Source organism: Sphingomonas sp. Root710 (genome assembly GCF_001429065.1).
Taxonomy (GTDB): Bacteria; Pseudomonadota; Alphaproteobacteria; order Sphingomonadales; family Sphingomonadaceae; genus Rhizorhabdus.
Genome location: NZ_LMIB01000017.1, coordinates 1 through 22019 on the forward strand (window position 1 = coordinate 1; position 22019 = coordinate 22019).

The 22019-nt window shown below is 66.4% G+C and carries 17 protein-coding genes and 1 pseudogene; 9 read left to right on the plus strand and 9 right to left on the minus strand.

All coding sequences use genetic code 11. From position 1 onward, the window contains the following. From ASE00_RS23635 to ASE00_RS19495, 3 genes and pseudogenes are all read right to left on the minus strand, one after another. Window positions 1-98: pseudogene (locus ASE00_RS23635) on the minus strand (electron transfer flavoprotein subunit beta/FixA family protein); the annotation flags it as partial. 195 nt (window positions 99-293) lie between these two features. Then, a complete protein-coding gene (gene sucC, locus ASE00_RS19490) occupies window positions 294-1493 on the minus strand; it encodes an ADP-forming succinate--CoA ligase subunit beta (RefSeq protein WP_056383401.1) in 1200 nt (399 codons plus the stop codon). Between the two features lie 126 nt (window positions 1494-1619). Beyond that, window positions 1620-1946, minus strand: coding sequence for a hypothetical protein (locus tag ASE00_RS19495; RefSeq protein ID WP_056383402.1), 327 nt, complete (start codon window positions 1944-1946; stop codon window positions 1620-1622). A gap of 183 nt (window positions 1947-2129) precedes the next feature. On the opposite strand from ASE00_RS19495, the gene ASE00_RS19500 reads away from it, so the two are divergent. The 3 genes from ASE00_RS19500 to ASE00_RS19510 all read left to right on the plus strand — a co-directional run bounded on the left by ASE00_RS19500 (window position 2130) and on the right by ASE00_RS19510 (window position 8276). Further along, window positions 2130-3617: an ATPase domain-containing protein gene (locus ASE00_RS19500; protein ID WP_056383403.1), complete on the plus strand. Its 1488-nt coding sequence runs from the start codon at window positions 2130-2132 to the stop codon at window positions 3615-3617. A gap of 70 nt (window positions 3618-3687) precedes the next feature. Beyond that, window positions 3688-5703, plus strand: a complete 2016-nt coding sequence (locus ASE00_RS19505) for a PAS domain-containing hybrid sensor histidine kinase/response regulator (protein ID WP_235538758.1) — start codon at window positions 3688-3690, stop codon at window positions 5701-5703. 116 nt (window positions 5704-5819) lie between these two features. Further along, complete coding sequence (locus ASE00_RS19510; RefSeq protein ID WP_056383405.1) at window positions 5820-8276, plus strand: TonB-dependent receptor; 2457 nt, start codon at window positions 5820-5822, stop codon at window positions 8274-8276. A gap of 83 nt (window positions 8277-8359) precedes the next feature. Here ASE00_RS19510 and ASE00_RS19515 read toward each other — a convergent pair whose 3' ends face one another. After that, the gene (locus ASE00_RS19515) at window positions 8360-8803 is read right to left on the minus strand and encodes a PaaI family thioesterase (protein WP_056383406.1); all 444 of its coding nucleotides are present in this window, start codon (window positions 8801-8803) and stop codon (window positions 8360-8362) included. Window positions 8804-9068: 265 nt separating this feature from the next. Between ASE00_RS19515 and trpC the strand changes: the two genes are divergently transcribed. The 4 genes from trpC to lexA are packed head-to-tail and all read left to right on the plus strand — an operon-like array spanning window position 9069 to window position 12240. Then, entirely contained in the window at window positions 9069-9860 is a 792-nt protein-coding gene (gene trpC, locus ASE00_RS19520) for an indole-3-glycerol phosphate synthase TrpC (RefSeq protein ID WP_056383407.1), read from the plus strand. After that, entirely contained in the window at window positions 9857-10327 is a 471-nt protein-coding gene (gene moaC, locus ASE00_RS19525; protein WP_056383408.1) for a cyclic pyranopterin monophosphate synthase MoaC, read from the plus strand. The genes trpC and moaC overlap by 4 nt, the downstream gene beginning before the upstream one ends. Next, window positions 10327-11514 carry a gephyrin-like molybdotransferase Glp gene (gene glp / locus ASE00_RS19530; RefSeq protein ID WP_056383409.1) on the plus strand — a complete coding sequence of 396 codons (1188 nt, stop codon included), beginning with the start codon at window positions 10327-10329 and terminating at the stop codon, window positions 11512-11514. Before moaC ends, glp begins: the two co-directional genes overlap by 1 nt. 57 nt (window positions 11515-11571) lie before the next feature. Next, window positions 11572-12240 (plus strand): transcriptional repressor LexA, encoded by a 669-nt coding sequence (gene lexA, locus ASE00_RS19535; RefSeq protein WP_056383410.1) that lies wholly within the window; start codon window positions 11572-11574, stop codon window positions 12238-12240. Between the two features lie 74 nt (window positions 12241-12314). Here lexA and ASE00_RS19540 read toward each other — a convergent pair whose 3' ends face one another. Continuing rightward, on the minus strand, window positions 12315-14591 hold the full coding sequence (locus tag ASE00_RS19540) for a ComEC/Rec2 family competence protein (protein WP_082594859.1): 2277 nt from the start codon (window positions 14589-14591) through the stop codon (window positions 12315-12317). Between the two features lie 117 nt (window positions 14592-14708). Between ASE00_RS19540 and gltX the strand changes: the two genes are divergently transcribed. Next, window positions 14709-16133 carry a glutamate--tRNA ligase gene (gltX, locus tag ASE00_RS19545; RefSeq protein ID WP_056383411.1) on the plus strand — a complete coding sequence of 475 codons (1425 nt, stop codon included), beginning with the start codon at window positions 14709-14711 and terminating at the stop codon, window positions 16131-16133. 51 nt (window positions 16134-16184) lie between these two features. Next, window positions 16185-17468, plus strand: a complete 1284-nt coding sequence (locus tag ASE00_RS19550) for a citrate synthase (RefSeq protein WP_056383412.1) — start codon at window positions 16185-16187, stop codon at window positions 17466-17468. A gap of 328 nt (window positions 17469-17796) precedes the next feature. On the opposite strand, the gene ASE00_RS19555 is transcribed toward ASE00_RS19550, so the two are convergent. From ASE00_RS19555 to ASE00_RS19570, 4 genes are all read right to left on the minus strand, one after another. Continuing rightward, window positions 17797-19149, minus strand: a complete 1353-nt coding sequence (locus ASE00_RS19555) for a sensor histidine kinase (protein ID WP_056383413.1) — start codon at window positions 19147-19149, stop codon at window positions 17797-17799. Next, a complete protein-coding gene (locus ASE00_RS19560) occupies window positions 19146-20273 on the minus strand; it encodes a DUF2336 domain-containing protein (RefSeq protein ID WP_056383414.1) in 1128 nt (375 codons plus the stop codon). Before ASE00_RS19560 ends, ASE00_RS19555 begins: the two co-directional genes overlap by 4 nt. A 42-nt stretch (window positions 20274-20315) precedes the next feature. Next, window positions 20316-21539: a hypothetical protein gene (locus ASE00_RS19565; RefSeq protein WP_056383415.1), complete on the minus strand. Its 1224-nt coding sequence runs from the start codon at window positions 21537-21539 to the stop codon at window positions 20316-20318. Between the two features lie 140 nt (window positions 21540-21679). After that, on the minus strand, window positions 21680-21973 hold the full coding sequence (locus ASE00_RS19570) for a hypothetical protein (RefSeq protein WP_056383416.1): 294 nt from the start codon (window positions 21971-21973) through the stop codon (window positions 21680-21682). Between the last annotated feature and the right edge of the window lie 46 nt (window positions 21974-22019).

The following is a 22019-nucleotide window of genomic DNA, read 5'->3' on the forward strand; positions in this document are numbered from 1 at the left end:
ATCTTGACGTTCGCAAGGTCAACCCCGCTCCCGTCCATCTTCACCCGCGGCTTCACATTGTAATCGATCACCCGCTTCACGGGCACCAGGACTTTCATAGCTTCAACTCCTTGGCCTTGGCACTTGCCCTGGGGAGGCTGTATCCATCAAAAAACAAGGCCCGCCCGATCCGGACGGGCCCAATGTTTTACTGCCTTTGCCGGTCGGACCGGCCAAGGCAATTGCGAAATTGCGAAACTGCGAAACGCAGCTTTGCAATCCCGGTCTATTCCTTCGCCGATCCGCCGGGCGGATCAGGCGGCCTGCTTGACCTGCGCCACGATCTTGCGCGCGGCGTCGCCCAGATCGTCGGCGGCGACGATCGGCAAGCCCGAACCAGCGAGCAGATCCTTGCCCTGCTGGACGTTGGTGCCCTCGAGGCGGACGACCAGCGGCACCGACAGGTTCACTTCCTTGGCCGCGGCGATGATGCCCTGCGCGATTATGTCGCAGCGCATGATCCCGCCGAAGATGTTGACGAGGATGCCCTTCACCGCCGGATCGCTCAGGATGATCTTGAACGCCGCGGTGACCTTCTCGGTCGTGGCGCCGCCGCCGACGTCGAGGAAGTTTGCGGGGAACATGCCGTTGAGCTTGATGATGTCCATCGTCGCCATGGCGAGGCCCGCGCCGTTGACCATGCAGCCGATGTCGCCATCGAGCTTGATGTAGGCGAGGTCGTATTTCGACGCCTCGATCTCGGCCGGGTCTTCCTCGGTCTCGTCGCGCAGGGCGAGGATGTCGGGGTGGCGGAACAGCGCGTTCGGATCGAAGCTCACCTTGGCGTCGAGCACGAGCAGCTTGCCGTCAGTCGTCTCGACCAGCGGGTTGACCTCGAGCATCGACATGTCGGTGGCGATGAAGGCGTTATACATCTGCTCGGCGATCTTGACCGCCTGCTTGTTGAGATCGCCCTTCAGCTTGAGCGCGAAGGCGACGGCGCGGCCATGATGCGGCATGAAGCCTTCGGCCGGATCGATGATGATGGTGCGGATCTTCTCGGGGGTCGAATGCGCGACTTCCTCGATGTCCATGCCGCCTTCGGTCGACACGATCATCGCGATTCGGCCGCTGGCGCGATCGACGACCATCGAGAAATAATATTCGGATTTGATATCGGCGCCGTCGGTCACATAGAGGCGGTTGACCTGCTTGCCGGCCTCGCCGGTCTGGATCGTGACCAGCGTGTTGCCGAGCATGTCGGCGGCGTTGGCGGCGACTTCGTCGACCGACTTGGACAGGCGGACGCCGCCCTTGGCGTCGGCGGGCAGTTCCTTGAACTTGCCCTTGCCGCGGCCGCCGGCATGGATCTGCGCCTTCACCACATAGATCGGCCCAGGCAGCTTCTTAGCGGCTGCAACCGCTTCTTCCACCGTCAGCGCCGCATAGCCGGCGGGAATCGCCGCGCCGAACTTCGCCAGCAATTCCTTGGCCTGATATTCATGGATGTTCATGGTCGAGCCTAATCCCTGAGTCCGATCAAAATCGGTGGGGCTTAAGCATGAAAGTCCGGCGATGAAAACCCCAAGCGGGGCGATTCGACTGTTGCGGTGCGATAGAGTTTGTTTGGAGCGGGATAATCAGGCCGCGATCGAGCAGCCTATCCCCGCGCGCAGCACGACCGACACGATTTCCGGGTCATTGAGCGCGCGCAGGCGGTGGGCGAACTCGTCGATGCTCATCCCGCGCGGGTCGCGGCTGGCGAGGGCGCCCAGCGATTGCAGCCGCTTGAGCTGCGCCAGCGACAGCCGGTCGACCATGCGTTCGGCCATGCAGGCCGCGACCGGCGGGCGCAAGCCTGCCTCGATCAGCTTGCTGCGTACCCGCGCCTCCGGCGAGACGGTTGCGCAGGCGGACAAGGTGGTCACGGCCGCGATGGCGGCAAAAAGGCGAGGAAGGCGTGGCATGCCAGAAATCCCGAATAGAAAGCCGATGTGATGACTAGTCGATAGTTGACGCGGCATGAACGTGCCAATCCGCGGGTTGTTGTCCCGGTGTAATAATTCCATGACCGGGGCAGTACCGATGGAACCCAAACGGCGTAGCGCGGTTGACTCCGGCTACGCCGGGTCACGGAGACGATAAGCTAGATGAGTAACCGCATATCGTCGGGCAATCCTGGGCTCGACGCCATTTTGAAGGGGGGATTGCCGCGCAACCGCCTGTATCTGCTTGAAGGATCGCCGGGGTCAGGCAAGACTACCTTTGCGTTGCAGTTCCTGCTCGAAGGGCTGCGTCGGGGCGACCGGTGTCTGTACATCACGCTGTCGGAAACCAGCGAGGAGTTGCGCGCCGTCGCATCATCGCATGGCTGGAGCCTCGACGGCATCGACCTGTTCGAGTTCGCGTCGGCCGAAGCGGTGCTGGGCGGCGACCGCGATCAGTCGGTGCTGTACAGTTGGGAAGTCGAACTGGGCGAAACCGTCCGGTTGATCGAAGAGCAGGTCGAACGCATCAATCCGCGGAGGGTCGTATTCGACAGCCTATCGGAGATGCGGCTGCTCGCACAGGATCCGCTACGCTACCGTCGTCAGGTTCTGGCGCTGAAGCAATATTTCGCGGGCCGCGACACGACGGTCATGCTTGTCGACGACCTGACCTCCTCGGGCGGGGAGCGCGACACCCATCTTCATAGCTTGTGCCACGGCGTCATTACGCTCGAGCGGCTGACGCTGGAATTCGGCGCGGCGCGGCGTCGGATGCAGGTGCAGAAGATGCGTGGGGTCGACTTTACCGCCGGCTATCACGACCTGATCATCCGCAAGGGCGGCCTCGAAATTTTCCCGCGTCTGATCGCGGCCGATCATGGCGCGGATTATACGAACGGGCTGACGTCGAGCGGGGTTGCCGAGCTCGACGATCTGCTCGGCGGTGGGCCGATGCGCGGTACCTGCACGCTGCTCACCGGCCCGGCGGGTACCGGCAAGACTTCGATCGCGATGCAATTCCTTGTCGCCGCCTGTGGCCGGGGCGAACGGACGACGATGTATCAGTTCGACGAGCGCGTGGGTACGCTGCTGTCGCGCGCCGGAGCGTTGGAAAGCAGTCTCCAACAGCATATCGACAGCGGTTGCCTGGTTATCCGCCAGGTAAATCCGGCCGAGCTTTCCCCTGGAGAATTCGCGGCGATGGTACGGCGCGAGGTCGAGGAGCGCGGCTCCCGGATCATCGTGATCGACAGCCTCAATGGCTATCTGGCGGCCATGCCGCAGGAGCAGCAACTGATCCTGCAGATGCACGAGCTTCTGTCCTATCTGAATCATCACGGCGTGGTGACGTTCCTGATCAATCCGCAACATGGCCTGGTCGGATCGATGTCGAGCAGCCTCAACATCTCCTATATTGCCGACGCGGTTGTCCTGATCCGTTTTTTCGAAGCCGAAGGCCGCATTCGCAAGGCCATATCCGTATTGAAGAACCGTGGTGGCGCGCATGAAGACTCGGTTCGCGAACTGCGGATCGACGCGGAAGGCATCAGGATTGGTGAGCCGTTGACCAAGTTCCGCGGCGTGCTCACCGGAACGCCCGAATATATGGGCATAGCAGAGCCTCTGATGGAAGATCGTGGTGCCCCATAGGCGGGCGGAACTCGGTCACAAGGTCCTTGTCCTGGCTCCGTTCGGCAGGGATGCCGAAAGCATAGCCGGTTTGCTGACTCGTGAGGGTTATGATTCGACGAGCTGTCGCGATCTGGCGGCCGTCGCGGGATTGCTCGACGACCAGGTGGGCGCAGTGGTGCTTACCGAAGAAGCGCTGGCGCGGGATCGCGAACGTCTTCGCGCTGCGCTCGACGCACAGCCCGCCTGGTCCGACGTGCCCTTCGTCGTGCTGGCGGCGCGACGTATGGGACCGCTCCCGCCGGGCCAGGCGGCGGTGCTGCGCATTGCTTCGGCCGTCGACAATTTCACGGTGCTCGAGCGGCCGCTCAGCTCGGTGTCGCTCATCAGCGCCGTCTCATCGGCGATGCGGTCGCGCCAGAAGCAGTTCGAGATGCGCGACCGGCTGGCGGAAATCGGCGCGCAGAATGCGGAGCTTGCGCGTAACGAGGACAAGCTGCGAGAGAGCGAGGCCAAGTTCCAGGCGATCGCCAATTCGATCGATCATATGGTCTGGTCGACCCTGCCAGACGGCTATCATGATTACTACAATCAGCGCTGGTACGAATTTACCGGCGTTCCCGAGGGTTCGACCGACGGGGCGGCGTGGAGCGGCATGTTCCATCCCGATGATCAGGAGCGTGCCTGGTCGCGCTGGCGGCATTCGCTGGAGACCGGCGAGCCCTACCATATCGAATATCGACTGCGGCATCGCTCGGGCGACTATCGCTGGGTGCTCGGCCGCGCACAGCCGGTGCGCGACGATGGTGGCCGGATCACGCGCTGGTTCGGTACCTGCACCGACATTCAGGAGATCGTCGAAGCGCGCAACGTGCTCGCGCGGAGCCGCGAAAGCCTCGAGGCGATGATCGAGGAGCGGACCGAGGCGCTGCGCCGCGCGAACGAGCATCTCCACCAGAGCCAGAAGATGGAGGCAGTCGGCCAGCTGACCGGGGGCATTGCGCACGATTTCAACAATATGCTGACCGGCATCATCGGATCGATGGACATCATGCGCCGGCGGATCGCCGCGGGCCGTTACGACCAGCTCGATCGTTTCATGGACGCCGCGACGACGTCGGCGCTGCGCGCGGCGGGACTCACCCAGCGCCTGCTCGCCTTCTCGCGCCGCCAGTCGCTTGATTCCAAGCCGATCGACATCAACGCGCTGGTGGATTCGCTCGGCGACCTGTTGACGAGGACGATCGGCGAGCAAATTTCGCTCGATATGCGGCTCGATCCGGGGATTCCGGCGGGCGTCACCGACGCCAACCAGCTCGAAAGCGCGCTACTCAACCTGACGATCAACGCACGCGACGCAATGCCCGAGGGCGGCACGCTGTCGGTCAGCACCCGGGCAGTGCGGATCGATGCGGCCGAGGCAGCCGCGTCGGCAGACGCAAAGCCGGGCGATTATGTGGTCGTGACCGTCGCCGACACCGGCGCCGGCATGCCCGCCGATCTGCTCGGCAAGGTATTCGAGCCCTTTTTCACGACCAAGCCGATCGGCCAGGGCACCGGCCTCGGCCTATCGATGGTCTATGGTTTCGCGCAGCAGAATGGCGGTCATGTCGCGATCGACAGCGCGGTCGGGCGGGGCACCGCCGTCAGCATCTACCTGCCTGCCGCCGAACGGCCCGGCTTGGAGGAGCATCATGCGATACGGGCGTTGCCCCAGGGCAATGGGCAATGCGTGCTGGTGGTGGAGGACGACCCCTCGGTCCGGTTGCTGATCCGAGATGTGCTCGAGGAGGTCGGCTATGCCGCGATCGAAGCGAGCGATGCTGCCGAGGCGCTGCCGATCCTGGCGTCGGGCCGTACGATCGACCTGATGATCTCGGACGTCGGCCTGCCGGGCATGAACGGACGGCAGCTGGCCGACGCCGCGCGCAGCCACCGGCCCAGCCTGCCGATCCTGTTCGTGACCGGCTATGCCGAGAAAGCGGCGATCCGCGCCGACTTCCTGGGCGAAAATATGTCGATGATCACCAAGCCCTTTTCGCTCGACGATCTCGGCGAAAAGATCGGAGAGATACTCGCTGGCGCAACGCTCGCCCGCACCGGGTGACCCCCCCGCGCAAGAAAAAGGCTGAATCCGCAGCGACAAGTTCGAACCTCGATAGCTATTGCGAATCAAACTCAATAGCGATAACGCCGCTCCCACCGATAGGGAAAGGGGTTATCATGACCAGCAATGAGGTGGGTTCGACGGGTGGATTTCTGGCACTGGCCTGTGTCGGCTTCATCGCCAGCGCGCCGGCGGCGGCGCAGCAGGGGGCGGGAGCCGATAACGAAAGGCAGCTTGGCGGAATGACCGTCAGCTCGACCGTGATCGATGAGGGCACCCCCAAGGTGGAACGGGCCGCGTCGCCGAAATATACCCGTCCTCTGCTCGATACGCCGCAGACCATCACCGTCATCAACAAGGCGACGATCCAGCAGCAGAACTTGCTCACCCTGCGCGAAGTGCTCAGCACGGTGCCGGGCATCACCTTCGGTGCGGGCGAAGGCGGCTTCGGCTATGGAGATCGCATCATCCTGCGCGGCCAGGATGCGAAGAACGACGTCACCGTCGACGGAGTCCGCTCGGGAGCGTTCCTGAACCGCAACGAAGTCTACAACATCGAGCAGGTCGAAGTGACCAACGGCGCCAATTCGGTGATGAACGGCGGCGGATCGGTCGCGGGCACGATCAACCTCGTGACCAAGCGCCCGCTGGCCGACGACCAGACGATCCTCAATGCCGGGCTCGGCACCGATAATTATTACCGCGCGACGATCGACACCAATCAGCGGGTCAGCGACCTGATCGCGGTGCGCCTAAACGCGGTCTATCACGAGAATGACGTGCCCGGCCGCGACGTGGAGGATTACAAGCGTTGGGGCATCGCGCCCGCGATCACCATCGGCATCGACGGTCCCACCAGCCTGACGCTGCAGGGTGAATATCTCGATGACAAGGCGATGCCGCAATATGGTCTGCGCTATTATGCCAATAATGGCGGCTTCCTCGATGAGTTCGACCGCGGCGGCTATTATGGCTTCGCCAATCTCGACCAGCAGAACAGCAAGACGAAATCGTTGCAGGGCATCTTCAGCCACCGCTTCAGCGACACGCTCAGTGTCCGCAACCTGACCCGTTGGGAACAGATCAGGCAGAACACGATAACCAGCCAGCCCAACGGGACCTTCTGCCTTGCGTCGACCGGCCTGCAGCCGCTCAACATCGACGGCGTCGCCGCGAGCTGCACGATCCCCGCGAACGGCGCGGCGCCGGCTTTCACGGTCCCTGCCGGCTATTATCTGCCCACCGGCGGCCGCGGCGTGCAGCGGTTCATCGACAACGACACCTTCTATAGCCAGAGCGATCTGACCGCGAGCTTCGACACCGGCGGTATCAGCCATAGCCTGGTGCTCGGCGCGTCGGCGCTGTGGGAGGACTATTCGCAATATCAGGGCACCTTGCCGCGCAACCCGAACGGATCGACCCCGACCTTCCCTTATGTGAGCATCTCAAACCCCGGGGCGATCGTGCAGGGGCCGACGGGGGCGGGGCAAACCTATGGCAACAACAACTATAGCGGGCCGATCAACTTCATCCCGTCCAGCCGCAATTTCGGCGAACAGCGGACCCTGGCCGCCTATCTGTTCGACACCGCCAAATTCACCGACTGGCTCGAGATCAACGGCGGCGTCCGCTACGAGCATTTCAAGGGTTCGAACCATGGTCTGACCTACAGCACGGTGGTCGGCCCCACGCTGGGCGCGATCATCACGACGGGGCCGTTCAGGACCAGCGACTATCTCTTCTCCTACCGCGTCGGCGTGGTGGTGAAGCCGAGCCCGCAGACCAGCGTTTATATCGCCTATGGCAACTCGAAGCTGCCGTCGAAGGCATCGGTCGATGGGGCCTGCGCGGCCAGCAACTGCCGCCTGAAGCCCGAGACGACCGAGAATTGGGAGCTCGGCGCCAAGGCTGAACTGCTCGATGCGAAGCTGCTGCTCACCGCCGCGATCTTCCGCAACGAGCGTAATTCGATCAAGGTCGCGTCGAACGATCCTACCCAGACCGACCAGACACTCGACGGCAAGCAGCGGGTGGAGGGCCTGTCGCTCGGCGCATCGGGCAACGTCACCAGCAGTTGGACGATTTCGGCCAACTATATGTATCTGAAGTCAAAGATCCTGCAGGGCGTCTCCGATCTCTGTCTGGCCAATCCGGGCGTGACCAATGCGGCGGCGGCCTGTGCCACGGTCAACAGCCCCGCCTTCCCCGATCCAACCCGCGGTTCTTCGCTGACGAACACGCCGAAGCATTCGGGAAGCCTGTTCACCACCTATCGTTTCGGTTTTGGGCTCGAGCTCGGTTACGGCCTGACCCATCAGGGCAGTTTCCTGCTCAACCAGCCGACGCTCGCGCAGCTCGTCGCCAACAGCTATGTGGGCTATCGCGTGCCGAGCTACACGATCCACCGCTTCATGGCGGCCTATCCGATCACGCCGCAGCTCAAGGCGCAGGTCAACGTCCAGAACTTCACCAACGAGAAATATGTCACGACGGTGCGTAACTCGGTCGGCGGAAGCTGGGCCCAGCCCGCCGCGACCCGCTCGGCGGTGTTCAGCCTGAACTATCAGTTCTGATGCGTGGGCCGGGTGGGCTCGTCCTGCCCGGTCATATGACGGGACGGCCCGGGCAACCCTTGCGCCCGGGCCGTTTCCCTATGTCAGGGCAGCGCATATCCGACGGTCGACTGGGCGATGATCCGGTCCTCGCTGCGCTGCCAGATCCGCACGTCGACCGTGGCGAGGCGGCGGCCGAGCTTCAGGATCGTCGCGTCGGCCATCACCGCTTCGAACTGGCAGCCGCGCAAAAAGGAGATCGACAGCGCATTGGTCACCGCCATCGCCTCGGGCCCATTGTGCGCTGCGATCACCGCATAGGCGGCGACATCGACCAGCGCCATCAGCGCCGGCCCCGACACGAGGTTGCCGGGCCGGATCATCGCCGGATCGGGATCGAGCCGCATCCGCAGATGATTGAGCGATAGGCTCTCCACCTCGCCGAGCTGGCGACGGGTGAGGGCGGGGAAGGTTGTGTCGAGGAAGGCCGCGACCTCCTCCTTGCTCAGGCGCAGTTGGAGCGATGACGATGAGGTAGAGCTGGTCATGCCTCCTCCTAGCCACCTTCGCTTCGTACCGGCAATCCTAGTTGGCCAGCGCCGCGAGCCGCTCGGCCGGTATCGCGGCGGCCGCGCGCTTGAGGACCGAGATGTCGGCGACGCGGCCCTCCGCCGAGCGCCCCGGCTGCCGCCATAATCGTCCCAAATCGGCCCGATATGCAAACTGCTTCGTTACGTTGCTGAATGCCGGGCCGCCAACGGCCGGTCGGCGCGGCCTTTCTTCAGGCCCTTTCCCGCGCTATGGCCCGCGGCCATGAGCAACAAGCTGATCGAGATTTGCGACACCAAGCGCGATCATGTCGCGCGCATGAAGGCGGCGACCTCCTTTGCCGACCTGACCGCGCGTGCCAAGGCCGCAAGCGCGCCGCGCGGCTTCCGCGCCGCGCTCGATCGTAAGGCCGCGCAGGGTTATGCCCTGATCGCCGAGATCAAGAAGGCGTCGCCGTCCAAGGGGCTGATCCGTCCCGATTTCGATCCGCCGGCCCATGCTCAGGCCTATGAGGAAGCGGGTGCTGCCTGCCTCTCGGTGCTCACCGACATTCCCTATTTCCAGGGGCATGACGATTATCTGGTCGCAGCCCGTGCCGCCTGTTCGCTGCCCTGCCTGCGCAAGGATTTCATCGTCGATCCCTGGCAGGTGACCGAGGCACGCGCGCTGGGCGCCGACGCGATCCTGATCATCGTTGCCGCCTTGGACGATGGCGAGATGACCGAGATCGAGGCGGCGGCGATCGAGCATGGCATGGACGCGCTGGTCGAGGTCCATGACGAGGCCGAGTTCGAACGTGCGCTGAAGCTCCGCTCGCGGCTGATCGGGGTGAATAACCGCGACCTGCGCGACTTCTCGGTCGATTTCGCGCGGACCTATGAACTGGTCGGCCGTGCGCCCGAGGGCTGCACCTTCGTCGCCGAAAGCGGGCTCGGCTCGAAGACCGATCTCGACGCGATGGCCGGACATGGGGTGCGCTGCTTCCTGGTGGGCGAGAGCCTGATGCGTCAGGCCGACGTGGCCGCCGCCACGCGCAAGCTGCTGACGGGCGCATGACCGGCAAACTCACCCATATCGACGAAGACGGCGCGGCGCGCATGGTCGACGTTTCGGCCAAGGCCGAGACGAAGCGCGAGGCGGTGGCCGAAGGCCGCATCCTGATCGCCGCTGCGGCGCTCGACGCGATCCGGGCGGGTGCGGTCAAGAAGGGTGATGTCCTTGCCGTCGCGCGGGTCGCCGGGATCATGGCGGCGAAGAAGACCGCCGATCTCATCCCGCTGTGCCATCCGCTGCCGATCTCCAGCGTGACGCTCGATCTCGACATCGAGGAGGGCGGCATCCGCGCCACCGCGCGGGTCGTCACCACCTACACCACCGGCATCGAGATGGAGGCGATGACCGCCGTCTCGGTGGCGCTGCTCACCGTCTACGACATGGCCAAGGCGCTCGATCGCGGCATGCGGATCGAAGGGGTGCGGCTGCTGTCGAAGACCGGCGGCAAGTCGGGCGACTGGACCGCCTGATGGCGTTGCTGGCGGTGGCCGAGGCGCAGGCGCGGATGTTTGCGCTGAAGGAACCCTTGCCGATCGAGGCGGTGCCCGTCGCGCGCGCCGCCGGGCGCTACGCGGCGGAGGACATCGTCGCGCGGCGCACCCAGCCCGCGCTCGATCTGTCGGCGATGGACGGTTATGCGATCCGCTATTCCGAGCGGCCGGGCCCCTGGACGGTGGTCGGCGAAAGCGCGGCAGGCGGCGGGCTCGATCACGCGCTGGCCCCGGGCGAGGCGGTGCGGATCTTCACCGGCGCACCTGTCCCCGAGGGCGCCGACGTCATCCTGATCCAGGAGGAAGCGAGTCGCGAAGGCGATCGGTTGGTGATGAGCGGCGAAGGCCCGCCCGCGCCCGGCGCGCATATCCGCCGCGCGGGCGGCGATTTCGTCGAAGGAGGGCTGCTGGTGCCGGCGGGCGCGCCGATCGGCGCGGCGGCGGTGGCGCTGGCGGTGAGCGGCGGCCATGGCATATTGGCGGTGCGGCGGCTGCCCCGCGTCTCGATCCTGTCGACCGGCAATGAGCTGGTGCCCGCGGGCGAACCGGCGCAAGGTGCGCTGCTCCCCGCCTCGAACGGCCCGATGCTCGCGGCGCTGCTCTCCGGGCTGGCGTGCGAAGCGACCGATCAGGGGATCGTCGCGGACGATCTCGACGCGATCAGCGCCGCCTTCACCCTGCTCTCGGGGCAGGCCGATATCATCGTCACCACCGGCGGGGCGTCGGTTGGCGACCATGACCTGGTCCTCCCCGCGCTCGAAAAGGCGGGGGCGAAGATCGATTTCTGGCGGGTGGCTATGAAGCCCGGCAAGCCGGTGATGATCGGCACGCTGGGCGATGCGATCGTGCTGGGCCTGCCCGGCAATCCGGTGTCGGCCTTCGTGACCGCGACCTTGTTCCTCAAGCCGCTGATTGCGCATCTGCTCGGCGCGGCCCGGCCCGGTCCGGCGATGGCCTCGGCCCGGCTCGGCGCGCCCGTCCCGGCGACCGCCAAGCGCGCCGAATATCTGCGCGGCCGGTGGGCCGACGGGTGGGCGGTTCCTGTGGCAGGGCAGGACAGCGCGGGCCTCGCCGCGCTGGTGGAAGCCGAGTTGCTGATCGTCCGTCCGGCGCTGTCAGAGGCGCTCGCCGCGGGGGCCGAAGTCGAGATCATTTCGCTCGCTTGACAGATTCAGCGTTGTTGCCTAAATGTTCCTCGTCCGTTCCCGACGAGGGCATTCGCCATGCTGACCCGCAAGCAACATGAACTGCTGATCTTCATCCACGACCGTCTTGCCGAGACCGGCGTGTCGCCCTCGTTCGAGGAGATGAAGGAAGCGCTCGACCTCAAGTCGAAATCGGGCGTCCACCGCCTGATCAGCGCGCTCGAGGAACGCAATTTCATCCGCCGCCTGCCCAACCGTGCCCGCGCGCTGGAGGTGCTGCGCATGCCCGAGACCGCGATCAAGGCACCCGCCGCGCCTGCCGCCAAGTCGAAGGCGCCCGCGGTCGTCCCGCAGGCCGCGAACGAGAATGTGCTGGAGATTCCGCTGCACGGCCGCATCGCCGCCGGCCTGCCGATCGAGGCACTCGAAGGGCAGAGCACCTTGTCGGTGCCCGCCGCGCTGCTCGGCGCGGGCGAGCATTATGCGCTGGAAGTGTCGGGGGATTCGATGGTTGAGGCAGGCATCCTCGACGGCGACTATGCGCTGATCCGCCGCACCGAGACGGCGCGCGACGGCGACATCATCGTCGCGCTGATCGCCGACAGCGAAGCGACCCTCAAATATTTCCGCAAGGAAGGCGCGATGGTCCGGCTCGACCCGGCCAACCGCGCTTATGATCCGCAGCGCTACAAGCCTGATCAGGTGCGGGTGCAGGGCAAACTGGCCGGTCTGCTGCGGCGCTATTGAGCTGATATGAGGCCGGGCGACCGACCTCAATTCTCTCCTCGTCATTCCCGCGAAGGCGGGAATCCACTTGGCGGCTAGGTCGAACCTCTATTGGCTCGGAGTTCGTTTGCCGGTGGATTCCCGTCTTCGCGGGAATGATGATGTGGGGAGGCGCGTCCGGGCTGCCACTTCTGGGTCGTTGCGTCCTGAGGTCGTTCTCGAAACACCGACCAGGGATGCTGTCCCACCCCGGACGCAACCGTCGTTATCGTCCCCCCCTCGAGATCGATCGACAGGCCGCCCGTTCGCGCCAGCAACGGGCGGTCGATCTTTGCCCAGCGCGGCATGCAACTGCGCGGCATCCGGCGTTCGCTGATCACGATGTCGGCGCGGGCGCAGACGCGGTTCATCCGCCGGATGTCGACCAGATAAGGGCTGCGCGTCGCCAGGATATGCCAGTCGCGGCCGCCACGTCGCAGCGTCGCCTCGCACAGATCGGCCGAGCACCGTGCCGCCTGCAGCGCGTCGATCGGCAGCGGTTCGCCATCGACCCCGGCGGCTTCGCTCAACATGTCGCGGACATAGTCGCCCGCCCGGTCACGGAGCAGCGCGACCCGGCCGTCGCCCAGCACGACCGCGACATGGCGGCCGTCCCCGGTCACCAACAAGTCGGGCGCAGGGGAGAACAGCGCCCAGACCGCGCCAGCCGCGAAGGGCAGCAGGCCCCAGCGCCGGATCGGCGTTCGCCATAAAGCGATCCACAGGCCGCCCGCAACCATGAGCGCGAAGGCGCCCCAGCTCATGGTCGGCAGCATCGCCACCGCACCCGGCGCACCGCCGACCGTGCGTGCGATCCACAGCAGCAGCGCGATCGCCTGCGACGCGAGCCACCAGAAGGGCGTGCCGAGGCCGATGAGGTCGAACAGCAGCGCCAGCGCCTCCAAGGGCATGATGATGAAGGTGGTGAGCGGAATCGCGACGATATTCGCCACCGCGCCGTAAAGACCCGATTTATGGAAGTGAAACAGCGCGATCGGCGCGAGCGCAGCTTCGATGACGAGGCCGGACAAGAGCAATAGGGCAAGGCTCCGGCCCCATCCAGAGAGCAGCCCCTCGTCGCGCCGTGCGGCGAACGCGGTGATGCGCGGATGTTCGAGGAAGGCGACCAGCGCGGTCACCGCCGCGAAGCTAAGCTGGAAGCTCGGCCCGGCGAGCGCCTCGGGCCAGAGCAACAGCACGATCAACGCGCCGGCCGCGACCAGCCGCAAGGTGATCGCCTCGCGCCCCATAGCGATCCCGGCGAGAACGAGCAGGGCGGCGACGCAGGACCGGATCGTCGGCACCTGCGATCCCGACAGCAATGTGTAGCCGATCCCCGCGAGCGCACCCGCGCCTGCCGCGATCAATAGCAAAGGGGCATGGAGCGCCAGCCGCGGGCTGAGCGCTAGCAGGCGCAGTGTGAGCAGCAGGACGCCGCCCACCACTGCCGACACGTGCAGCCCCGACACCGACAGAAGATGGGCGAGCCCCGACTGGCGCATCGCATCGGCATCCTCCTCGGCGATCGCGCCCTGGTCGCCGGTCGCCAGCGCGGCGGCGATCCCACCTGCGCTCTGGCCGGTGACGCTCGCCTCGATATGCGCGGACAGCCGCGCGCGCCGATCGGCGAGCCAGGTCCAGAAACCGCCGCCCGCGTCCGATGCATCGATTGCCGGGCGGTCGAGCGCCTTGCCGGTCGCGCCGATTCCCTGGAACCAGGCGGCGCGCGCGAAATCATAGGCGCCGGGTACCGCCGCCGGGGCGGGCGGCAGCAATCGTGCACGCACTGCGATCCGCGCGCCGCCGGGCACCATCCAGGGTACATAGCCCTGGTCGACATTCACCCGCACGCGCGGCGGCAGCAGGACGGGACCGGCGGGGTCGCGATCGGTCGCGATCGTCAGCCGGACCATTTCGCGCGCGGGCAGGCGCTCGACCGTCTCGATCCGCCCCGTCACCATCGCGACCATCGGTCTGTCGATACGCGGCGATGCGACCCAGTCGGCGCGCGACCAGATGATGATCATCCCGACCAGCGCCGCCAATGCGATGACGATCACCGCCCGGCCGATCCGCCGGGCGGTGCCGATCGCCACCCCCGCCAGCGCCATACCAGCGAGCGCGGTCATTGCCGCGAGCCAGGCGATTCGGTGGGGCAGGACGAGCCACAGCCCGATTCCGGCCGCCAACGCGACGGGCAGCCACAGGCCGAGCTGGTCGCGTTCCGACTCCAGCGCATGTTCAATCGCGGCGAGGAGGCGCGGGCCGCCGGGCCAGCGTCCGGTTTGTAGCGCGGCGGGCGCTATGCTAGGGGCGCGGCCGGCATCGATCATGCTCCTGCCGCCCCGAATCCCGCGCCGCGCCGGCCAGCCGAGTTGACCGTGCGGGAAAATGGGCTAGGGGGCGCGTCGACCTGGCTGGCCATCGCGCCGATCTTGGAGAAATAGCGCGTGGGCGCAAGCACCGAAAAGCAGACTGTCGTCACCCGGTTCGCGCCTTCGCCGACCGGCTACCTCCACATTGGCGGCGCGCGCACCGCGCTGTTCAACTGGCTGTTCGCGCGACACCATGGCGGCAAGTTTCTGTTGCGGATCGAGGATACCGACCGCGCCCGCTCCACCCAGCCGGCGATCGACGCGATCCTCGACGGCATGACCTGGCTCGATCTGAACTGGGACGGCGATGTCGTCTACCAGTTCGCCCGCGCCGAGCGCCATGCCGCCGTCGCCCACGAACTGCTCGCGAAAGGCCACGCCTATCGCTGTTATGCGACCCCCGAGGAACTGGCGGAGCTGCGCGAGCAGCAGCGCGCCGCCAAGCAGCCGCTGCGCTATGACGGCCGCTGGCGCGATCGCGATCCGTCCGAGGCCCCGGCGGGCGCGCCCTTCGTGATCCGCCTGAAGGCGCCGCGCGAGGGCGAGGTGACGATCGACGATCAGGTCCAGGGCCCAGTCACGGTCCAGAATGCCGAGCTCGACGACATGATCCTGCTCCGCTCGGATGGCACGCCGACCTATATGCTGGCGGTGGTGGTCGACGATCACGACATGGGCGTAACGCACGTTATCCGCGGCGACGATCATCTCAACAACGCCTTTCGCCAGCTTGCTCTCATCCGTGCGATGGGTTGGCCGGATCCGATCTACGCGCATATTCCGCTGATCCACGGCGCCGATGGGGCCAAGCTTTCCAAGCGCCACGGCGCGCTTGGCGTCGATGCCTATCGCGACGAGATGGGCATGCTGGCCGAAGCGGTGAACAACTATCTGCTCCGCCTCGGCTGGGGGCATGGCGACGACGAGATCATCAGCCGCGATCAGGCGATCGAATGGTTCGATCTCGCCGGGGTGGGCCGTTCGCCGTCACGCTTCGATTTCAAGAAGCTCGAGAATCTCAACGGCCATTATATGCGCGAGGCCGACGATGCGCGCTTGGCGAGCCTGATCGCGCCCGGAGTCGCGGCCCAGGCGGCTCGCGAATTCGACTCGGAAGACCATGCGCTACTGCTCCGCACCATTCCTTTTATCAAAATAAGAGCGAAGAATATCAATGAGTTGACGGATGCTGCAGGCTTTCTGTTTCGCACTCGCCCGCTCGATATGGACGAGAAGGCCGCATCGCTGCTAGACGAGCCCGGCAAGGCGCTGCTGGCTCAGGCTCGTGACGTTCTTGCGGGTACCGGCGACTGGTCAGCGCCGGCGCTCGAAGCGGCGGTCAAGGCGATGGCGGAACAGGCGGGGATTGGCCTCGGCAAGGTTGCGCAACCGTTGAGAGCGGCGCTTACCGGTCGTGCTACCTCCCCAGGTATTTTCGATGTCCTGGTCCTTCTCGGTCGAGAGGAGAGCCTGGGCCGGCTGGAGGACCAGCTGAAGTGAAGTGACGTGCCGGTCAACCGGCCGAGGGGCGACATTACAGGAGATTGCGACATGGCGGATAAGGTTCAGCTCGAGTTCGGCGGCAAGGCGTCCGAATATCCAGTCATGTCGGGGACGGTCGGGCCCGACGTCATCGACATCCGCAAGCTTTATGGCGCGACCGGCGCGTTCACCTACGATCCCGGCTTCACCTCGACCGCCTCGTGCCAGTCGGCGCTGACCTATATCGACGGTGACCAGGGCGTCCTGCTCCACCGCGGCTATCCGATCGACCAGCTCGCCGAGCAGTCGAGCTTCATGGAAGTTTCCTATCTGCTGCTCAACGGCGAACTGCCGAGCGCGAAGGAGCTGGAGGACTTCACCTACACGATCAGCCGCCACACCATGTTGCACGAGCAGCTGGCGACCTTCTACCGCGGTTTCCGCCGCGATGCGCACCCGATGGCGATCATGTGCGGCGTCGTCGGCGCGCTGTCGGCCTTCTACCACGACTCGACCGACATCACCGATCCCAAGCAGCGCATGATCGCGTCGCACCGGCTGATCGCGAAGATGCCGACGATCGCGGCGATGGCGTATAAATATTCGGTGGGTCAGCCCTTCCTCTATCCGAAGAACGACCTCAGCTACACCGGCAACTTCCTGCGCATGACTTTCGGCGTTCCGGCCGAGGAATATGAGATCGATCCGGTGATCGAATCGGCGATGGACAAGATCTTCATCCTCCATGCCGACCATGAGCAGAACGCCTCGACCTCGACCGTGCGTCTCGCCGGTTCGTCGGGCGCGAACCCCTTCGCCTGCATCGCGGCGGGCATTGCCTGCCTGTGGGGCCCGGCGCATGGCGGCGCGAACGAAGCCGCGCTCAACATGCTGCGCGAGATCGGCACCCCGGATCGCATCCCGGAATATATCGCCCGCGCCAAGAACAAGGACGATCCCTTCCGCCTGATGGGCTTCGGCCACCGCGTCTACAAGAATTTCGACCCGCGCGCGAAGGTGCTCGGCAAGGCCGCGACCGAAGTGCTCGACAAGCTGGGCATCAATGATCCGGTGCTCGACACCGCCCGCGAGCTCGAGCAGATCGCGCTCAAGGATCAGTATTTCATCGACAAGAAGCTCTACCCGAACGTCGACTTCTATTCGGGCGTGATCCTGTCGGCGATCGGCTTCCCGACGACGATGTTCACCGTGCTCTTCGCGCTCGCCCGCACGGTCGGCTGGGTCGCGCAGTGGAACGAGATGATCTCGGATCCCGAGCAGAAGATCGGCCGTCCGCGCCAGCTCTACATGGGCCCGGCCGCGCGCGACTATGTGCCGGTTGCCAAGCGCTAAGCTTCACGATTTTTAAAACGGAAGGGCCGGGGCGAAAGCTCCGGCCTTTTTGTTTGGCCTCAAGCGCCGGCGGTCGCATCCGCGACCCCGCGGCTCGCCTTGCGAACCGATCTCCGCCTACGGACTGCCCCCGGGCAGTCCGCGAACCGGCTCCGATCCTCCCCGGACTGCGTCCGGGTCCGGCGCGCGCTTCGCGCTTGCGGAGCCCTGTCGGGCTCCCACGATGAGCTCGGCGTCGGACGCGTTAGCGTCCGCAAGCGCGAACGCGCGCCCGAGCTTATGCGAGGAAGCCAAGCGAGCCGGATAGCTCGCGCCCGGCGTCTGAGGGCTACTCTCCCGCAGGGAGAGTAAAAACAAACCGCGCGCCGTGCATCGGGGCGCTGTCGACGCCGAGGTCGCCGCCCATCGCGCGGGCGAGGCGGCGGGAGATGTAGAGGCCGAGACCGCTACCCGTACCGTCGCGCAGGCCGAGCCGCTCGAAGCGGTCGAAGATGCGCTCATGATCCTCGGGCGCGATGCCGTCGCCTGCGTCGGCGACGATGATCGCCGCGATGTCGCCCTCGCGTTCGCAGCGGATCCACACGGTGCCGCCTTCGGGCGAATGGCGGATCGCGTTGCTCAGCAGGTTGATCAGCACCTGAAGGATGCGGCGGAAGTCGCCGCGCGCCATAATCGCGCGGCCCGGTAACGGGCCATCGATCGACACATGATGGTTCGAGGCGCGCACCGCGAGCAGCCCGGCTGCCCGCAGCGCGGTATCGGTCAGGTCGACCATGTCGATCTCGGGGCGGAAGTCGGCGCGTTCGATCGTCTGGAGATCGACCAGGTCCTCGACCAGCGCGAGCAGGTGCCGGCCCGCGCCCGCGATATCCTCCGCATAGGCCGCATAGTCGCGCCGGACCGGGCCCTCGCTGCGCTCCTGGATGATGTCGGCATTGGCGATGATCCGGTCGAGCGGCTCACGCATCGCCCGGCCGAGCTGGCTGCCGAAGGCTTCGTCGAGTGGCGGCGGCGGCGGGGTCCAGCCTCGGCCCTGGATCAGGGGGTCGCGGCGGCTGATCAGCAGCTGATAGCCCGCAAGATGGCCGATTCCATCGATCAGCGGAACGCCGGCCAGCCGCACCGGTACGCCCGAACCGAGCAGGAAGGTCGCGCTGTCGTCCTCGAAGCGGTCGGCGGTGCGCGCGGCCTCGGCGATGCGGCTGACGCCCGCCTCGTCGCAGGTCAGCGCGAACAACGCCTCGATCGGCAGGCCTATCGCTGCGGGCATGTTGGCGGGTGGCTGGGTGATCCGCAGCATCGCATCGGTCTCGATGATCCAGTCGGCACTCGCCCGGCTGAAATCGCGCCAGCGCAACGCGTCCTGCCCCGGCTGCGGCGGGGCGGGGGCGATGTCCTGCCAGCCGGTGATGGCCAGCTCGACGCAGGGACCCTCGGGCTTGACCTGTACCCACAGATCGACGTCCTGTTCACCATTGGCCGCGACGACGCGGCGCGAGATGCTGATCCCCAGCCGCCGGGTGAGCCGCGCCAGCGAGGCGAGTTGCGGCACCGCGAGCGCGCCGCCGCGAACGCCGCCCGCGCGTTCCTGCAGCCGCAGCAGCGGTGGATCGGCCTCGACCAGGCGACCCTGCTCGTCGACTTTCCCATGGACGGGCCGGACGCCGGCGGAGGCGTTCATCGGCGCTTTGCTCCGCGGGCGGCTGGATTCTCGCCGATCTCGATCACCGCGCGGCGATAATTGGGGTCGAGCCGCCAGATCAGCACCGCCTCGGCGGCGTCATGCACGTTCAGCGAGTCGAAGGCGTTGGCGCGTTCGACCAGCGTCTCCTCGCTCGCGCCCTCGGCCGATCCGATCCGCCACAGCATCGTCACCGCCGCCTCGCGCCCGCAGTCGATCGCGCGCAGCAGCGTGCTCAGCATCATCCCCGAGGGGTCGGCGACCATCGACCAGACGCCGGGCGAATCCATCGACGCCCGCTGCGCCAGCGCGGCGGTGAACAAGGCCAGCCAGCCCTCCTCCAGGGCGGCGGTGAGCAGCGCGTCGTCGATCAGCTCGCGCTCGGCGAGGAGCGCGGCGAGGGCATCGGCTCGGCCCTCCAGCGTGTCGGCGTCCTCATGTTCGGCGAGCAGATTGCGCGCCGCGCCAGCGATCAGCAGGTCCGCCTGGGTGTCGGGAAGGGCGTGCTGGCGGACGAGATAATGGCGCAGCGCCGCCGCCACCGCCCAGAGCAGACGGCGATGGGGGCCGGGAGGCAGATCGGTGCGGGCGAGCGCGGGATCGCCGAACTGATCGTAGCGGCGGCTCTCGGCGATCAGCAGTGCCATCACCCCCTCGGCCACCGCGTCGTCGCCGAGATCGAGCAGCCGCTGGGCAAGGTCCGCGACATGATAGGGCGAATCGCGTCCCAGGATGATCGCCAGCCGATGCTCGTCGACCCGGCGCAGCATCGCAGAGACGAGATCGGGATCGCGCAGCAACTGGGTGCGCTCAAGCAAGGGCAGCGCGATCGGCACCCGCGCCGCACCCAGCGCGGCGACGAGCTCCGGACTGGCATCGGCGGGCAGTGCATGACCGATATGGATGCGCAGCTCATCCTCGATCGCGCCGATCAGCGCGCGCATGAGCTGGGTTATCTGGGCGCGGTGCTGGTCGGACAAGGCGAAGGCGTCGTTATGGAACAGGTCGCTGGCGGCGCGGTCGATGCGGCTTTCGATGCCGTCGAGAGCGCGCGCGGCATCGCTCAGCCACCGCGCTGCCGCGGGCCGCATGCCGTCCAGCCGTTCTTCGTCCAGCTCCATCATGTTCAGGTCATAGGCCGTTGTCGTTAAATCGAAGCTAAACCCTCAACTCTCACCTGTTCGTGCCGCCTTCCACGCTGCGGAGAACCGCTCCGTGAAGGAAATCATCGCGTACCCGGCCAGCGCCGCCACCATCCATCGCCAGCCGCCCACTATTGCAAGCAGCGGTGCGGTCCACGCCAGCGCATCGGCATTGGCCAGCCAGCGCGGCGCGGGCTGCGCCCGCAATGCCGACACGATTGGCGTCAGCGCGGCGGCGCCGCACAGCCCCGCCGGGACCAGCACCGTGATCGTCCACCAGCCCCAGCCGCCTTCGGCTGCCAGCGTCCGGCCGAGCAGGATCAGTGCCGCGAGGGCGGCAGCATGGCGGGCAAGGTCGGTCAGGCGGGGCGGTGGCGCCGTCCTGCTCCAAATCCGCGCCATCCGCCGCGCCGCCGAAGCGCCGGCGGCGGCAACGGGCAGGAGCAGGACGGCGGCCCAGTACAGGCCGAGCGCGGCGAACAATGCGGCGATCCAGGCGAGCGCGGCCGCGCCGAGGGCGACATGATTTTGATCGATCCGCCGCGCGATCAACAGTGGCACCAGCGGCCCTGCAAACAGGCGGTGCAGTGCATGTTCGGTCCAATTGCCTTCGTCGGGCTGGGCCCGCCGCAACAGCCCGGCTTCGATCGCGCTGATCGCGGCGGGGCCGGTCGTCAGCACGGGCCGGGGCAGCTCCTGGTCGCCGTCGGGATCGATCGCGCTGATCCTCGCCGCGTCCGCCTGCACCAGCCGGCGCAACAGCGTCGAGGTCAGGTCCCAGTCGCCGAGCATCTGCGCAGTCGCCTCGAAGGCAGGCTTGTCGAGCAACGCAAAGCCGGCCCAGCGGTCCGCTGCGTCGATCCGTTCGAAATCGGCATGGTCCTCGACATCGGGCAAGGCGAGCAGCGCGGGTGATCCTGCCGCCGCCAGCGCATCGACCGCCCCCTGCGCCGCGACAGCGCCGTCCGCTATCAGGATGATGCGTTCCTGGGGATGGAAACGGTCGAGTGCGTCGGTCACGCTGCGCGCGATCTCGACGCGCAGACCCTCGCGCCGCAACCGGTCGACCGCCTGCGCCAGCGCGGCGGGGACCCGCTCGACCAGGATGACGGCATGCTCTGCTCCTGCCGCCATCGCCAGCCCGGCCTGATATTCGATCAGCGTGCGCCCGGCGAGCGGCAGGGTAGCGCGCAATCCGTCGCCGATATCGGTCTGTTCCTGCGCGGCAACAAGCGCGGCGAGCGGCACGTCTGACTCCCCCTGGGCAATCCTACAGAGATAGGCGTTGCGGGGCGATTCGGCAAAGCGGGAATCCCGCCGCGCCTGTACGGATTTGGGGCGGTTCGGGATTTGGCTTCCGCTCCGCGAGGCGAAGGGAAAACAGGCGTTTAGCGGCAGGCTGCCAGCGCGTCGGCGACAAGGTCCAGCAGCAGCGGATCGGGTCCGGCCTGCGCCGCGCGGGCGGCGGCGTCCATCAGCATGCTCATGCCGAAACTGGCGGCCAGCCCCTGAAGCTTGAGCGCCTCTTCGCGCCAGACGGAAACCGCCTGCGTCTGCGAAAGCGCGGCGACGTGCATTGTCGCCGAGGCGAGGAACAGGGCGCGCAATTCGCTCGCAACGGCGCTGTCGGCGCCGACGGCTTCGGCAAGCAGATGATCGAGCGTGGCGGGTTCGAAGGACATGCCCCGATAAGGCCCTGCGCAGGTAAAGATTTCGTTAGCCGAGACT

What these genes read in the sequence shown, in the direction of transcription:
- sucC (WP_056383401.1), bottom strand. Translation starts at nt 1,493, where the DNA reads ATGAACATCCATGAATATCAGGCCAAGGAATTGCTGGCGAAGTTCGGC.
- ASE00_RS19495 (WP_056383402.1), bottom strand. Translation starts at nt 1,946, where the DNA reads ATGCCACGCCTTCCTCGCCTTTTTGCCGCCATCGCGGCCGTGACCACC.
- ASE00_RS19500 (WP_056383403.1), top strand. Translation starts at nt 2,130, where the DNA reads ATGAGTAACCGCATATCGTCGGGCAATCCTGGGCTCGACGCCATTTTG.
- ASE00_RS19510 (WP_056383405.1), top strand. Translation starts at nt 5,820, where the DNA reads ATGACCAGCAATGAGGTGGGTTCGACGGGTGGATTTCTGGCACTGGCC.
- ASE00_RS19515 (WP_056383406.1), bottom strand. Translation starts at nt 8,803, where the DNA reads ATGACCAGCTCTACCTCATCGTCATCGCTCCAACTGCGCCTGAGCAAG.
- trpC (WP_056383407.1), top strand. Translation starts at nt 9,069, where the DNA reads ATGAGCAACAAGCTGATCGAGATTTGCGACACCAAGCGCGATCATGTC.
- moaC (WP_056383408.1), top strand. Translation starts at nt 9,857, where the DNA reads ATGACCGGCAAACTCACCCATATCGACGAAGACGGCGCGGCGCGCATG.
- glp (WP_056383409.1), top strand. Translation starts at nt 10,327, where the DNA reads ATGGCGTTGCTGGCGGTGGCCGAGGCGCAGGCGCGGATGTTTGCGCTG.
- lexA (WP_056383410.1), top strand. Translation starts at nt 11,572, where the DNA reads ATGCTGACCCGCAAGCAACATGAACTGCTGATCTTCATCCACGACCGT.
- ASE00_RS19540 (WP_082594859.1), bottom strand. Translation starts at nt 14,591, where the DNA reads ATGATCGATGCCGGCCGCGCCCCTAGCATAGCGCCCGCCGCGCTACAA.
- ASE00_RS19550 (WP_056383412.1), top strand. Translation starts at nt 16,185, where the DNA reads ATGGCGGATAAGGTTCAGCTCGAGTTCGGCGGCAAGGCGTCCGAATAT.
- ASE00_RS19555 (WP_056383413.1), bottom strand. Translation starts at nt 19,149, where the DNA reads ATGAACGCCTCCGCCGGCGTCCGGCCCGTCCATGGGAAAGTCGACGAG.
- ASE00_RS19560 (WP_056383414.1), bottom strand. Translation starts at nt 20,273, where the DNA reads ATGATGGAGCTGGACGAAGAACGGCTGGACGGCATGCGGCCCGCGGCA.
- ASE00_RS19570 (WP_056383416.1), bottom strand. Translation starts at nt 21,973, where the DNA reads ATGTCCTTCGAACCCGCCACGCTCGATCATCTGCTTGCCGAAGCCGTC.